Source organism: Ensifer sp. LBL (assembly GCF_050435225.1).
Lineage (GTDB): Bacteria > Pseudomonadota > Alphaproteobacteria > Rhizobiales > Rhizobiaceae > Ensifer.
On the sequence record NZ_JBNDJY010000008.1, the window covers coordinates 137331 to 151331 of the forward strand.

At 62.6% G+C, this 14001-nt stretch carries 16 protein-coding genes; 10 read left to right on the forward strand and 6 right to left on the reverse strand.

Annotated elements, in window-relative coordinates:
- Positions 1–6: 6 nt before the first annotated feature.
- Together ctlX and OKW20_RS27770 are read right to left on the reverse strand one after the other, a co-directional pair.
- Complete coding sequence (ctlX, locus tag OKW20_RS27765; RefSeq protein ID WP_429177383.1) at positions 7–978, reverse strand: citrulline utilization hydrolase CtlX; 972 nt, start codon at positions 976–978, stop codon at positions 7–9.
- A 1-nt stretch (position 979) separates the two neighbouring features.
- Positions 980–2062 (reverse strand): ornithine cyclodeaminase, encoded by a 1083-nt coding sequence (locus OKW20_RS27770; RefSeq protein ID WP_429177625.1) that lies wholly within the window; start codon positions 2060–2062, stop codon positions 980–982.
- A 92-nt stretch (positions 2063–2154) separates the two neighbouring features.
- Here OKW20_RS27770 and OKW20_RS27775 point away from each other — a divergent pair, with 92 nt between their 5' ends.
- The 5 genes from OKW20_RS27775 to OKW20_RS27795 all read left to right on the forward strand — a co-directional run bounded on the left by OKW20_RS27775 (position 2155) and on the right by OKW20_RS27795 (position 5639).
- Positions 2155–2580: an Lrp/AsnC family transcriptional regulator gene (locus OKW20_RS27775; protein WP_043613515.1), complete on the forward strand. Its 426-nt coding sequence runs from the start codon at positions 2155–2157 to the stop codon at positions 2578–2580.
- 50 nt (positions 2581–2630) lie between these two features.
- Positions 2631–3152, forward strand: coding sequence for a hypothetical protein (locus tag OKW20_RS27780; RefSeq protein WP_043613605.1), 522 nt, complete (start codon positions 2631–2633; stop codon positions 3150–3152).
- Positions 3142–3693 (forward strand): N-acetyltransferase family protein, encoded by a 552-nt coding sequence (locus tag OKW20_RS27785; RefSeq protein ID WP_429177396.1) that lies wholly within the window; start codon positions 3142–3144, stop codon positions 3691–3693. The genes OKW20_RS27780 and OKW20_RS27785 overlap by 11 nt, the downstream gene beginning before the upstream one ends.
- A gap of 69 nt (positions 3694–3762) precedes the next feature.
- Positions 3763–4158, forward strand: coding sequence for a MarR family winged helix-turn-helix transcriptional regulator (locus OKW20_RS27790; RefSeq protein ID WP_043613607.1), 396 nt, complete (start codon positions 3763–3765; stop codon positions 4156–4158).
- 185 nt (positions 4159–4343) lie between these two features.
- Positions 4344–5639, forward strand: a complete 1296-nt coding sequence (locus OKW20_RS27795) for an MFS transporter (RefSeq protein WP_429177627.1) — start codon at positions 4344–4346, stop codon at positions 5637–5639.
- Between the two features lie 80 nt (positions 5640–5719).
- On the opposite strand, the gene OKW20_RS27800 is transcribed toward OKW20_RS27795, so the two are convergent.
- From OKW20_RS27800 to OKW20_RS27810, 3 genes are all read right to left on the reverse strand, one after another.
- On the reverse strand, positions 5720–6148 hold the full coding sequence (locus OKW20_RS27800; RefSeq protein ID WP_429177399.1) for an OsmC family protein: 429 nt from the start codon (positions 6146–6148) through the stop codon (positions 5720–5722).
- A 125-nt stretch (positions 6149–6273) separates the two neighbouring features.
- On the reverse strand, positions 6274–7863 hold the full coding sequence (locus OKW20_RS27805; RefSeq protein ID WP_429177401.1) for an ABC transporter substrate-binding protein: 1590 nt from the start codon (positions 7861–7863) through the stop codon (positions 6274–6276).
- Positions 7864–7873: 10 nt separating this feature from the next.
- The gene (locus tag OKW20_RS27810; RefSeq protein ID WP_429116605.1) at positions 7874–8557 is read right to left on the reverse strand and encodes a helix-turn-helix domain-containing protein; all 684 of its coding nucleotides are present in this window, start codon (positions 8555–8557) and stop codon (positions 7874–7876) included.
- Between the two features lie 212 nt (positions 8558–8769).
- Between OKW20_RS27810 and OKW20_RS27815 the strand changes: the two genes are divergently transcribed.
- The 5 genes from OKW20_RS27815 to OKW20_RS27835 all read left to right on the forward strand — a co-directional run bounded on the left by OKW20_RS27815 (position 8770) and on the right by OKW20_RS27835 (position 12822).
- A complete protein-coding gene (locus OKW20_RS27815) occupies positions 8770–9759 on the forward strand; it encodes an ABC transporter permease (RefSeq protein ID WP_429177629.1) in 990 nt (329 codons plus the stop codon).
- A gap of 13 nt (positions 9760–9772) precedes the next feature.
- Positions 9773–10678, forward strand: a complete 906-nt coding sequence (locus OKW20_RS27820; RefSeq protein ID WP_402322037.1) for an ABC transporter permease — start codon at positions 9773–9775, stop codon at positions 10676–10678.
- Positions 10678–11511, forward strand: a complete 834-nt coding sequence (locus tag OKW20_RS27825) for an ABC transporter ATP-binding protein (protein ID WP_429177403.1) — start codon at positions 10678–10680, stop codon at positions 11509–11511. Before OKW20_RS27820 ends, OKW20_RS27825 begins: the two co-directional genes overlap by 1 nt.
- Positions 11508–12248: an ABC transporter ATP-binding protein gene (locus OKW20_RS27830; protein WP_429177405.1), complete on the forward strand. Its 741-nt coding sequence runs from the start codon at positions 11508–11510 to the stop codon at positions 12246–12248. The genes OKW20_RS27825 and OKW20_RS27830 overlap by 4 nt, the downstream gene beginning before the upstream one ends.
- A 67-nt stretch (positions 12249–12315) precedes the next feature.
- Positions 12316–12822, forward strand: coding sequence for a GAF domain-containing protein (locus OKW20_RS27835; protein WP_192449675.1), 507 nt, complete (start codon positions 12316–12318; stop codon positions 12820–12822).
- Positions 12823–12864: 42 nt separating this feature from the next.
- Here OKW20_RS27835 and OKW20_RS27840 read toward each other — a convergent pair whose 3' ends face one another.
- Complete coding sequence (locus tag OKW20_RS27840; protein ID WP_429177407.1) at positions 12865–13956, reverse strand: ABC transporter ATP-binding protein; 1092 nt, start codon at positions 13954–13956, stop codon at positions 12865–12867.
- Positions 13957–14001 lie beyond the last annotated feature (45 nt).

Sequence of the window (14001 nt, forward strand, 5' to 3'; positions counted from 1 at the left end):
GTGCTTCTAGCGATCGGACATGGCGGCGTAAAGCGGTTGCTTGTTCACGTTTTCCCGACGGGACAGGTGAACGCCAGCGAGCATGCAGCGCACGGACCCGCCAGCAAGCTCAATGGTTGGAACGTCGAAGGCGAGAACACGCGCCGAGACTTCCAGCGCCTTGATCTGGTCGGGGCGGAGCGAAGCGAGTGCGCGGGCCGACATGACGACGACGCGGCCGTCGGCCCCATCGAGTTCGATGGCATTGCCGGCAAAGTTCTCGATCTGCTCCAGCGTGAGATCGATGACCTGGCGGCCCGTCTCTTCCAGGCGGGCGCAGATTTCCTGGCGGCGGGCCGCATCCGGGATCATGCTCGTGCCGATCAGCGCAAACTCGGTGCCGATGCACATCAGCACGTTGGTATGGTAGATCGAGTTGCCCTGGCGGTCGACCGCGCCGAAGATCATCGGCTCGAAATTGAAGTGGGTGCAGAAACGTTCCAGCGCCACTTCATTGGTGCGGTTGGAGCGGGCGGCATAGGCGACGCGACCGATATGGTCGAGCACCATGGCGCCGGTGCCTTCGAGATAGACGCCGTCCTTTTCGAGGCCGGAATAGTCGATCACATCCTGAACGCGATACTCGCTCTTCAGCATCTCGATGATGTCGACGCGGCGCTCGCTCTGGCGGCTTTCCGAATACATCGGGTAGATCGCCACGTGACCGCCCGAATGGGTCGAGAACCAGTTGTTCGGGAAGACCGAGTCGGGACGGGTCGTGGTTTCATCTTCAAAGAGATGAACAGCAACACCGGCGTCAGAAAGGCCGTCGGCCATGCGGCTGACTTCGTCAAAGGCGGCCTTGGCGATTACCGTCGGCTGTCGTGCTTCGTCGGTCGCCTGGAAGGCATTGTCCTTGGCCGTCATCGGGTTCGGGCCAAAATGGTGAGGGCGGATCATCACGACGCCCTTCGGCGCCTGTACGGACAGTCTCTTCATGTTATGCAGCGCTCCGCTCGGCAGGGGCTGCCGGCTGCTGCCGGAACAGGCCGTAAAGATCGCGCGGATGGTCCGGCTGGGTCGTCAGATCGAGCTCGGTATAGAACGCCGTGCCCTGGATCTTGTCGCGCAGGAAGCGCAGCGCCGAGAAGTCTTCGGTGGCAAAGCCGACGGAATCGAAGATGGTGATCTGGGCGCTCGAGCGACGGCCTTCGGCCTCGCCGGCAATCACCTGCCAGAGTTCGGTGACCGGGAAGTCCGGCGCCATCTGCTGGATCTCGCCTTCGATACGGGTCTGCTCCGGATATTCGACGAAGACGTCGGCGCGGCGCAGGATATCGCCCTGAAGTTCAGTCTTGCCGGGGCAATCGCCACCGACCGCATTGATGTGCACGCCGGCGCCGACCATGTTGTCGGAGAGGATCGTGGCGTTGCGCTTGTCGGCCGTGACGGTGGTGATGATGTCGGCGCCAGCAACGGCTTCTTCCGCGGTCGCGGCGACGACGATGTCGAAGTCCATATCCGCGAGGTTGTTGCAGAACTTGGTCGCCGCTTCGCTGTCGATGTCGAAAACCTGCAGCCGCTTGACGCCGAGAAGCGCGCGGAAGGCGAGCGCCTGGAATTCGGACTGGGCGCCGAGACCGATGATCGCCATCGAGCGGGCGTCGGGACGAGCGAGGTACTTCGCCGCAAGCGCCGAAGTCGCCGCCGTGCGCAGGCCCGTCATAATCGTCATTTCGGAGACCAGGCAGGGGTAGCCAGTGCTGACATCGGAGAGAACGCCGAAGGCGGTCACCGTCTGCAGGCCGACATTTGGGTTTTTCGGGTGGCCGTTGACGTATTTGAAGCCGTAATGCTCGCCATCGGAGGTCGGCATCAACTCGATGACGCCCGTCTTCGAGTGGCTCGCAAGCCGCGGGGTTTTCTCGAATGCGTTCCAGCGGCGGAAATCGTCCTCGATATATTCCGCAAGACCCACAAGGAACGTCTCAATGCCGATCGATTTGACCAGCTCGATTACGTTGCCGACACCGACATACTGAACCACGTTTAAAACTCCATCGGAGAAATTCGATGAAGTCAGCGTAGGCTCGCAAGAAGTGAGTTGAAATTTTAAACTTGCGTAAAATTGAGGGGCATATTGAGCAATTTGCGCAATCGTAATATACATCTTTCATGCATATCTTCGATGACCTCGATCACCAGCTCATCTCGCTCCTGCGAGAAGACGGCCGCGCGCCCTACTCCAAGATCGCTGCGGTGCTCGGCATATCGAGGGCGACGGTGCAGACTCGCATCGACCGGCTGCTCGAGAGCGGGGCGGTGCTCGGCTTCACCCTGCGCGTGCGGCAGGATTATGACGATCGCGCCATCCGTGCGATCATGATGATCGAGGTCAGCGGCCGCAACACCACCAAGGTGATCAAATACCTGCGCGGCCTGCCGGAACTTTATGCGCTACACACCACCAACGGCGGCTGGGATCTGGTCGCCGAAATCCGCGCCAACAGTCTCAGCGATTTCGATCGCATCCTGCGCGAAGTGCGCGACGTCGATGGCGTGTCGAACAGCGAAACGAGCATCCTGCTCAGCACCGTCTAACGCTTCTAACCATCATCTGCGCAGCTCGCGCCACCAAGACAGGCATGACCATGAGCCATATCCCCCAGATCGACTACGACACCGCTTCCGACGATATCCGCTCCGCGCATGACGAGGAGGTCCGCGTGCGCGGCCGCATGACCAACATGAAGCGCACGCTCCTGCATTCACCGGTCGCGCACCGCATCTATGCGGAATGGTTCACGTTGCGCGAGGAACTGCGCCCGGCCCTCGACGACAGGGCGATCTGGTTCCTTTCCCATTCCATCTCGGAAGCGATGAAGTCGCCGATCGCCATGGGCTTCTTCCGCCGCGCCTTTGCCAATGCCGGCATCGATTTTCATACCGTCGTGCCGAGCGAAGACGAACAGCGCCTGATTGCCTTCGGTCGCGCGATCGTCGCCGACAGCAATGCCGTTGCGGAGGAAATCTGGACGGGCCTCAAGGCGCGCTACGACGCCAAGGCGCTGGTCGACCTCGTCGCCTTCGCCGGCATCATGGTGGCGACGGCGCTCTTCAACAACGTCGTCGAGGTCGAGTTCGACAAGGAACTCGAAGCCTTTGTCGATTGAGATCGAGAACAGCCGCGTGACGAACGAGACGACGATCAGACGTGCGACCATGGCGGATGCATCCAGCCTTGCGGCGATCAGCCTGGAAGTCTGGCTGCATACGTACATCAGGGAAGGCGTCAACGCATTCTTCGCCGACTATGCGCTGGAGCAGTTTACCACCGCGCGCTTCGACGAGATCCTGCGCGACGGCAACGAGACCGTCTGGGTTTCGCAGAACGCCGTCGGCATCGACGGCTTCTTGCGCATGTCGGCGAGTTCGCCAGCGCCGGTGGACATCGCCTCCGACCTGGAAATAACGACGCTCTACGTCCAGCCCCGCCACCATGGTCGCGGCCTCGGGAAAGCTCTCCTGAAAACCGGCCTGCGATTCTGCCTGGACACTGGCCAGCCAAGCACGTGGCTGGCGGTGAACGCTGAAAATGAAAAGGCCACGGCCTTCTACCACGCGAACGGTTTTGAGATGGCAGGACAAACCCATTTCATCATCGGGGACCAGGCTTATCCCAACCACGTTCTTCAGTTTCGCTTGAACCGCTGATCGCTCCGAACCGGAGCCTCGCGCCACGGAACGCTTGACGTCAATCGTTTACGTGTATATACACACATCATGTCCCGTTGTTACTGTGCCCTCCTACGCAAAGCCACTCGGAGAGTGACGTCCGTCTATGACGATGCACTTCAGCCGATTGGCCTCAACCTTGCTCAGTTCAGCCTGCTTCGGCACATCGCGCGCGATGAACCGATCTCGATGACCGAGCTTGGCCGGAAGATTGAACTCGAGCGATCGACGGTCAGTCGCAACGTCAAGGTGTTGGAGGGAATGGGATTGGCCGCGACGGGAAGCGGAAAGGACCAGCGGGAGGCCATTGTCGAACTAACCGAGAGCGGCCACCGGATACTGGCTGACGCCGCACCGCTCTGGCAGGCCGCCCAGGACAAGATCGAGGGTCGGCTGGGAGCCGATGCCACCGCCCAGCTGGAGGACCTGCTGCTGGCGCTTTAGCGCCTCGTTTCCAGATCAACTTTCTGGTCGCGCTCTGCGACTTGTGGCCAGGATAGTCCAGGCAGCCTGCGCTGCCCGGAACCGGAAGAATACTGCCAAACAACGGTTCAATCTGCGACCTGCGCTCCCAACCGCCCGCGCAGCGCTGTCGCATGCCCGAAAACATGGACGAAAGGAAATCGACGATGCTCGGTCCGGCGCTTGCGCGTTATCTTGCCAGACGCAATATCCACTACGGCTGGGCTGTCGCCGCCGTCACCTTTCTGGTCATGCTGTCAACCGCCGGCGCCATGGGCTCGGCCGGCGTGCTGATCAAGCCGCTCGAGACTGAATTCGGCTGGACCAACGCGCAAATCTCGCTGGCGCTCGCCATCCGGCTTTGCCTCTTCGGTCTGCTCGGTCCGTTCGCTGCATCCTTCATGAACCATTTCGGCGTGCGCCCGGTCGTCTCCACGGCACTGATCCTGATCATCTCCGGCATCGCCGCCTCCTTCTACATGACGGAACTCTGGCACCTGGTCGCTATCTGGGGCGTGGTGCTCGGTGTCGGCACCGGCATGACGGCGCTTGTGCTCGGGGCCACGGTCGCGACCCGCTGGTTCGACAAGCGACGCGGGCTCGTCGTCGGGCTAATGACCGCCAGCAACGCCACTGGGCAACTGGTCTTCCTGCCGCTTCTTGCATCCCTCACCGAAACGATCGGCTGGCGCTCGGCGCTGACGCTGATCATCGTCATCCTGCTTGCGGCCTTCACGCTGGTCCTGCTTTTCATGCAGGATCGCCCTGGCGACCTCGGCCTTTCGCCCTTCGGCTCGAAGCAGATGGCTCCGGCGCCGCCAAAGGCGAAGAGCTTCGGGGAACTGCTGATCGCACCGATCCGGGCGCTCGTCGACGCCGCCAGGACCGACACCTTCTGGGTGCTATTTGCCACCTTCTTCGTCTGCGGCTTCAGCACCAATGGGCTCATCCAGACCCATTGGGTTTCGATCTGCGGCGACGTGGGTATAGCTCCCGTCGCCGCAGCCAGCCTGCTGGCGCTGATCGGCGTGTTCGACCTCATCGGCACCATCGGCTCCGGCTGGCTGTCGGATCGTTACGACAACCGCTGGCTGCTCTTCTGGTTCTATGGCCTGCGCGGCCTGTCGCTGATGTTCCTGCCGTTTAGCGGCTTCAACATCTACACGCTGTCGATCTTTGCGATCTTCTACGGCCTGGATTGGGTCGCCACGGTTCCACCGACCGTGAAGCTCTCGGCTGAACGCTTCGGACCGGAGCGCGCTGCCCTTGTCTTCGGTTGGGTTTTCACCGGCCATCAGCTCGGAGCCGCCAGCGCGACCTTTCTCGCAGGCGCCAGCCGCACGTCGCTGGAGACCTATACGCCGGCGCTGCTCGCCGCAGGCATGCTCTGCATCGTCGCGGCCCTGCTGGTGCTGACGATCGGTCGGCGCCAGCCTGAGGCGCTCACGCCGCAGCCGGCCTGACCCCTTCTGCCAGCTGGATCAAAAAGGGCGGGCTACCGATGGCAGCCCGCCCTTTTGCGTCAGACTGAGACCGATGAAGGTCAGTGGCCGAACGTCGTCACAAACTCCGGATTGCCGCGGATCGTGTTGCTGACGGTGCAGATTTCGTTTTCGGCCGCTTCCGCAATTGCATGACGGACCGTGTCGTCGAAATCGCCCTTGATATCGAAGACGATGTTGAACTTCGCCACACGGGAGGGCTCGTCATGGGCCTTCTCGCCGGTCACCTTGGCGCTCACTTCCGTCAGCCGGTCGAGCACGCCAAATCGGCTGGCGGCAATACGCGCGCTCAGCACCAGGCAGCTTGCGAGCGACGCGTAAAGCAGGTCGAGCGGGCCGTAGCCCGCCTGCGACGGGCCGGTGACGATATCGAGTTCGCCGCCGGTCACCGACGTCACATGCGGAAAGCCGGCCTTGCCGACGACCGCCGTCGCACCGGTTTCCCGCGTTCTCACCTTCACATCCGCCATTTCGCAAACCTTCCCAGAACTTGATCAAACCAATCGGTAGAAACACGTCGCCCCGGGCCGGAAGGCCCAGGGCGTTTTGATATGTGCGCCTTTTTCTCATCGGCGCAAGGGCGATCGCTGGCCGATCAGTTCTTCTTCACCAGGCGGTAGAAGACGAAGTCGGAGGTGGCGCCGTTGACGTAGCCTTCAACCTTGTCCTTCATCGCGACCTGGGTCGCTGCCTGGAACATGATCACGATCGGCGACTTTTCCTGCACCTTGCGCTGCAGGTCGACGTAAAGCGCGTCGCGCTTGGCCGGATCGGCTTCCTTGAGGGCTGCCTTGGTCGCCTCGTTAAGTTCGGCCGGAACCGCCCAGCCGTTCCGCCAGGTGGTCGTCGACTGGTACTTGTCGTCGGCATTGTCTTCGTTATAGGCAAACGCCTTGGCGTTCGAATGCGGGTCCATGAAATCCGGGCCCCAATAGAGCAGCATGGCTTCATGCGTGCGGGCGCGGTACTTGGTGATCACCTGGCTGCCTGTGCCCGGGACGATTTCGAAGTTGATGCCGGCTTCGGCAAACGATGCCTGCAGCGACTGCGCCATGTCGGTGAACGGCGTCGAGTTGATGACGTCGAGGGTCACCTTGATCGGCGTCTTGATGCCGGCGTCGGCGAGAATCTTCTTCGCCTTTTCGACGTCGTAGCTGTAGGGCGTCTCATCGAGCGAACCGGGGAAGCCCTTCGGCCAGAAGGCCTGGTGAACATCCATCTGCCCCTTGAGGAAGCTGTCGGTCATGCCCTTGTAGTCGACGAGATAGCGGGCGGCTTCCCAGACGGCCGGCGGCTGCAGGGCTGCGTCCTTCTGGTTGAAGGACAGGAAGTGCACGGCGGCCTGCGGATAGGATTCGACCTTGACGCCGTCCTTGCCTTCGAGACCCGACACCTGGTCCGGCGTCAGGTTCTTGGCCATGTCGACGTCACCGGTCTGCAGCATCAGCTGCTGGGTCGCGGCTTCGGCCACGTGGCGGATGATCACGCCCTTGATTGCCGGAGCGCCGCCGAAGTAGTTCGGGTTGCTGGCAAGGTTCAAGAGTTCGCCGGCGCGGAAGGCCTTGAGAACGAACGGACCCGAACCAGCCGAATTGGCCTTCAGCCAGGCATTGCCGAAGTCGCCGTCGGCCTCGTTGGCCTTGACGGTTTCCGCATCGACGACCGAAGCCGGGCGGGCGGCGAGAACGTTGAGAACGAAGGCCGACGAGAAGTCGCCTTCGTACTTGATCGTGACCTTGTTGCCGTCGGCGGTCACCATCTTGTCGATGTTCTCAGGGGTCCAGCCGAGCTGCGTCAGGATGAAGGCAGGCGCCTTGTTGAGAACGACGACGCGCTTGAAGGAGTAGACGACGTCTTCGCCGCGCAACGGGTTGCCCGAGGAGAAGGTAACGCCATCACGCAGCGTGAAGGTGATCGTCTTTGCCGCATCGTCGGCCGTCCATTCGGAGGCCAGACCCGGCGCCAGCTTCTTCACGTCGGGTGCATCGTACTGCACCAGGCGGTCATAGGTCTGGGTGACGTATTCGCCCGACGAGAACTCGTAGGCCTCGGCCGGATCGATGCTGACGATGTCGTCGATGTTCTGGGCGACGACCAGCACATCGGCCGGCGTTTCGGCGAGTGCGGCCGGCGCCACGCTCATCATCAGGGACGCCGCGAAGACCGCGGCCTTGAACATTCTCATCATCATTCTCCTATTTTCGATGAGGCTTGGTTTTTGTGGGTGCCGGCTTCAGCGCCGATTGCGGCGCGCCGGTCTCGTTGAATTGGGAAGCGCGCAGGCGGAAGAGCGGCAACGTGCCGGTCCATATCAGCCGCACGGGCTTGTCGGTCCTGTTCCACCAGTAATGTGGCTGGATGCCGCGAAAATGCAGACCGTCGCCGGGCGAAAGCATGGTGTCGTCGCCGTCGAGCCCGAACAGGATTTCGCCTTCAAGCATGTAGACGAGCTCTTCGCCCTCGTGGCTGAAGACCTCGGACCGATGCCCCGGCGGAATGGTGATGACAAAGCTCGACAGCTGGTTGCCGGCAAAATCCGCGCCGATGCGCTCATAGGAAACCGGCGAACCGCCGACCGAAAACACCATGCGGCCTTCGGCACGCGAGAGCCCGGTGTCGATCGCCGGTGCGAGGATGAAATGGTTGAGTTCGGCGCCGAGCCCTTGGGCTATTTGCGCCAGGGTGCCGAGTGACGGCATGGCGAGATCGCGCTCGATCTGGCTGAGATAGCCGACCGAAACGCCGGCCGCATCGCTGAGCGCCTGCAATGTCATATGCATCTGTCGGCGGCGCGCACGCACCAGCGCGCCCACCTTCGGCTGCCCTGCCCCGGCCGATTTGCCCGAAGCGGCTTGCGTATCCTCAGACGGATCGCTCACAGCGGTTATTCCTCCCGTTTCCGCCCAGTAAAATTTTTTTGATTTAAGCAAACTTATTTATATACTCCAAGCGAATTTTTGCGGTATCGACAATTCAGACCGCAAGCGAAGAGGGATGGAATCGCCACGTGGCAAACAACAGCACCACAGCAGCAGCGCCTGTACGACGCGCCGCTCGGCCCAGCCGGGCACGCCAGCGCCTTTTCTCGTTCATGGGCTTCCTGGTTACGCTTGCGATAACCTTCCTCGGCCTGCTTGCCATCACCTTTTTCATCGGCCGCATTGTCCCGATCGACCCGGTCCTGGCCGTCGTCGGCGACCGCGCGCCCGTCGCCGTCTATGAACGCGTGCGCCAGGAGATGGGTCTCGACCAGCCGCTCATAACCCAGTTTGTCAGCTACGTACGTGACGTCGCCACCTTCAATTTCGGCACATCGGTCTCGACCGGCAAGCCCGTGATTGAGGATCTCGCGCGCGTCTTCCCGGCGACGCTCGAGATGGCGACGCTCGGCATCATCCTCGGCGTTCTGATCGGCGTGCCGCTCGGCGTGTTTGCCGCCGCCCGCCGCGGTTCCTGGCTCGACCAGGGCATCCGCGTCATCGGTCTGCTCGGCTATTCGGTGCCCGCCTTCTGGCTCGGTCTCGTCGGCCTGGCGATCTTCTACGCGAAGCTGAAATGGGTCGGCGGGCCCGGCCGTGTCGACATCTTTTACGACGGCATGGTGTCGCCCGTGACCGGCCTGATCCTCATCGACAGCATCATTGCCGGCGAATGGGAGATCTTCCGCAACGCCGTCTGGCACCTGATCCTGCCGGCCTCCTGCCTCGGTTTCTTCTCGCTCGCCTATATCGCCCGCATGACGCGCTCTTTCATGCTGGACCAGCTGAGCCAGGAGTATGTGACGACCGCCCGGGTCAAGGGCGTGCCGGAGCGCCTCGTCATCTGGCGCCACGCCTTCCGTCCGATCCGCGTGCCGTTGATCACCGTCATCGGGCTTTCCTATGCCGGCCTGCTTGAAGGCTCCGTGATGATCGAGACGATCTTCTCCTGGCCCGGCATCGGCAACTACCTGACCGTCGCTCTGCTCAACGCCGACATGGCGGCCGTGCTCGGCTCGACCCTCGTCATCGGCGCGGTCTTCATCGGCATCAACAAGATTTCGGACGTGCTCTACCGCGTGCTCGATCCGCGTGCACGCTAAGGGAGGAGCGACCATGACCGCACTTCGTGAATGGCTGATAGACGACAGCCCAGCTTCGCCGATGCAGGCGCGCCTCGGGCGCTTCTACCGCATCTTCGGCGCGCTGATGCGCAATCCGCTCGCCGTCGTCGGCGCCGTCATCATCCTCGTTCTGGTGCTGACCGCGCTCTTTGCCCCGTGGCTTGCCACCCATGATCCGCTGCGCCAGTCGCTCGGCGAACGCCTGCTGCCGCCGAGTGCGGCCCACTGGATGGGAACCGACGAGCTCGGCCGCGACATCTGGTCCCGTGTCGTCTACGGTTCACGCATCACGCTCGCCATCGTCACACTGGTCGCCGTGCTCGCAGCACCCGCCGGTCTCGTGATCGGCGTGGCTGCCGGCTATTTCGGCGGCTGGGTCGACCGTATCCTGATGGGCATCACCGACATCTTTCTGTCGCTGCCGAAGCTCATCCTGGCGCTGGCCTTCGTCGCAGCCCTCGGCCCCGGCATCGAGAACGCAATCATCGCCATCGCGATCACCTCCTGGCCCGGATACGCCCGTGTGGCCCGCGCCGAAACGCTCACCTTCAAGAACTCCGAGTTCATCTCGGCGGTGCGCCTGCTCGGCGCGTCCAGCCTGCGCGTCAATCTCGGCCACGTGTTGCCGCTCTGCACTTCCTCGATGATCGTGCGCGTCACGCTCGACATGGCCGGCATCATTTTGACGGCTGCCGGTCTCGGCTTCATCGGACTTGGCGCCCAGCCGCCGCTTCCCGAATGGGGGGCGATGATCTCGCGCGGCCGCTCGTTCATTCTCGACCAGTGGTGGGTTGCGACCATGCCGGGCTTTGCCATCATTCTCGTCAGCCTCGGCTTCTGCTTCCTCGGCGACGGCCTGCGCGACGTGCTCGATCCGAAAAGCGGGGAGCAACGCTGATGAGCAATCTTCTCGAAGTCGAAAACCTGCGCGTCACGTTCCCGACGCCCCGCGGTGATCTTGAGGTGGTGCGCGGCATCTCCTTCACCCTCGGCCGCGAGCGCCTCGGCATCGTCGGCGAAAGCGGCTCCGGCAAGTCGATGACCGGCCGCTCCATCCTGCAGCTGATCCGCGCGCCAGGTCGCGTCACCGCCGACAAGCTCGTCTTCGACGGCGTTGACCTCCTCAAGCAATCCGAGCGGCAGATGCGCGCCATCCGCGGCGCCCGCATCTCCATGGTGATGCAGGACCCGAAATTCTCGCTGAACCCGGTCATGACTATCGGCGAGCAGATTGCCGAGGCGCTTCTGACGCACCAGAAGCTGCCGCGCCGCGAAGTTAACAATCGCGTGCTCGCGATGCTGGAATCGGTGCGCATCGCCGACCCGGAACGCGTCGCCAAGCTCTATCCGCACGAAGTCTCCGGCGGCATGGGCCAGCGCGTGATGATCGCGATGATGCTGATCCCGGAGCCGGACCTGCTGATCGCCGACGAGCCGACCTCGGCGCTCGACGTCTCCGTCCAGGCGCAAGTCCTCGACATCATCGACGAACTGGTCAAGCGCAAGGGCATGGGGCTGATCTTCATCAGCCACGACCTCAACCTCGTCTCCAGCTATTGCGACCGCATCCTCGTGATGAACACCGGCGAGGTGGTCGAGGAATGCAAGGCCGGCGAACTGATGGCGGCCAAGCACCCCTATACGCGTGGGCTGATCGCCTCGATCCCGCGCCTCGATGAAACACGGGAAGAGCTGCCGGTCCTCGACCGCAGCGCATGGGCCAAGTCATGACCGCGCTTTCTCTGAAAAATCTCGACATCTCCTATGGCGACGTGCAGATCACCCACGACGTCAATCTCGACATCGCCGACGGCGAGAGCTTTGCGCTTGTCGGCGAAAGTGGCTCGGGAAAATCGACCGTGCTGAAAGCCATCGCCGGCCTCGCGCCGGAGTGGACCGGCGAGATCACCGTGCTCGGCGCACCGCGCGGCCATGGCATCGACCGCGCCTTCTCGCGCCAGTGCCAGATGGTGTTCCAGGACCCCTACGGTTCGCTGCACCCGCGAAAGACCGTCGACGCGACCCTCGGCGAAGCACTGACGATCCACGGTATCGGCGACCGCAGTGCGCGCATCGAGGAGGTGATGACCTCGGTCGGCCTCGACCGCAAGTTCCGCTTCCGCTTTCCGCATCAGCTCTCGGGCGGCCAGCGCCAGCGCGTCGCGATTGCCCGTGCATTGATGCTCAAGCCGAAGGTGCTTTTGCTCGACGAGCCGACCTCGGCGCTCGACGTCTCGGTCCAGGCCGAAATCCTCAACCTGTTGAAGCGCCTCAGGCGCGAGCAGAACCTCACCTTCCTGATGGTCACCCACAATCTGGCCGTCGTCTCCTTCCTCTGCGATCGCCTTGCCGTCATGCGCCAGGGCCGTATCGTCGAGATTGCCGATGTCGCCGACCTCAGGCGCGGCGACCTCAAGGATCCCTATTCGCGTGAACTGATGCAGATCAGCGCCGCGCATGCCAACTAGGATGGGACAACAGGACGATTTCTCGTCCGTTCCCTCCTAAGATATCGAGTAACCCCAAGGACATAGCATGAACAGTGAACAGATCGCTGCCGCGCTGGCGGAATTCGACGCGGCGATTGCCAAAGCCACCGATGCCGATACGGTATGGACCGCATTGCAGACGCTTAGCCGCCAGGTGATCGGCGCCAAGCTCTTCACCATCATGACCGTCGACATGGTCAATGAAGTCGCCCGCCGCGCCTATACCTCGCATCCCGAGGAGTATCCGACCTCGGGCACCAAGCCGATCCGCTACGACAGCTGGTTCGACATCGTGCATAAGGCGCACCAGACCTTTGTCGCCAACACCATCGTCGACATCTCGAAGGTCTTCGGCGACCACGAAACCATCTGGTCGCTCGGCTGCGGCTCGGTCGCCAACATCCCGGTCGTTGTCGGCGGCGAGCTGCTCGGCACCGTCAACTGCCTCGACGTCGAGCATCATTACACGCCCGAGCGTGTGGCACTCTCCAAGCATCTGGAACTGCCGGCAAAGCTCGCCTTCCTCGCCGCCGCGCGCGCCGAGAAGAAGTAAGACAGCAGGCCGGAGGCGTCATCGCCTTCGGCCATTTCCCGGTCAGCGGCCGATCGCCCCACCGGTTTCTTTCAGGAAAAAGTGCATCTTCTCCGCCTCGATCGGCACCGCGATCTGGTCTTCGGGGCCGATGCGTGATGCTGCGTGAACCTGCGCCGTGAAGGCTGCGGGCCCGACCCTGCCGAGCGCCAGCGTATGCGGGCCGAGTGGTTCGATATCGCGAACGGTCAGCCTGACTGTCGGCGCATTGGCGTCCGTCGCCATCGTATGTTCCGGCCGGATGCCGAGCACGACGGCCTTGCCAACATAGGCACCGAGTTTTTCGGCACGGCTTTCCGGGATAGCAACCGCCACATCACCATCCGCTATGAACTGCATCCCGCCATCGCCGCGTTCCAGCCGCCCCTCGATGAAATTCATGCTTGGCGCACCGATGAAGGCGGCGACGAAGAGATTGGCCGGCTGCTCGTAGAGCGTGATCGGATCGGCCGCCTGTTCGATGCGCCCCTGGTTCATGACGACCACCCGGTCTGCCATGGTCATGGCTTCCACCTGATCGTGCGTGACGTAGACGGCGGTCGTCTGAAGACGTCGGTGCAACAATTTGATTTCCGTGCGCATTTCTATGCGCAGCTTGGCGTCGAGATTGGACAGCGGCTCGTCGAAGAGGAACACATCCGGCTGGCGCACGATCGCCCGGCCGATCGCGACACGCTGGCGCTGGCCGCCGGATAGCGCGCTCGGCTTGCGGCTGAGATAGGCGCCGAGATTGAGGATGCGGGCGGCGTCCGCCACCGCCTTGTCGATCTCCACCTTCGGCGTGCCGCGCACCTTCATGCCGTAGCCGATGTTCTCGGCGACCGTCATGTGCGGATAGAGCGCGTAGTTCTGAAACACCATGGAGCAGTTGCGCAGGCCCGGCCTAAGGTCTGTCACGTCGCGGTCGCCGATCCGGATCGAACCCGAGGTCGCCGTCTCAAGGCCGGCGATCATCCGGAGCGTCGTCGTCTTGCCGCAGCCGGACGGACCGACGAGCACGACGAATTCGCGATCGGCGATCTGAAGATCGAGCGGCGGAATGACCGTGACGCTCCCGAAGGACTTGGTGATCTGCTGCAATCGGACCTGTGACATGCGAAAACCCTTGCTGCTGTCTGTGCCCGGTCTCGCCGGGGACGG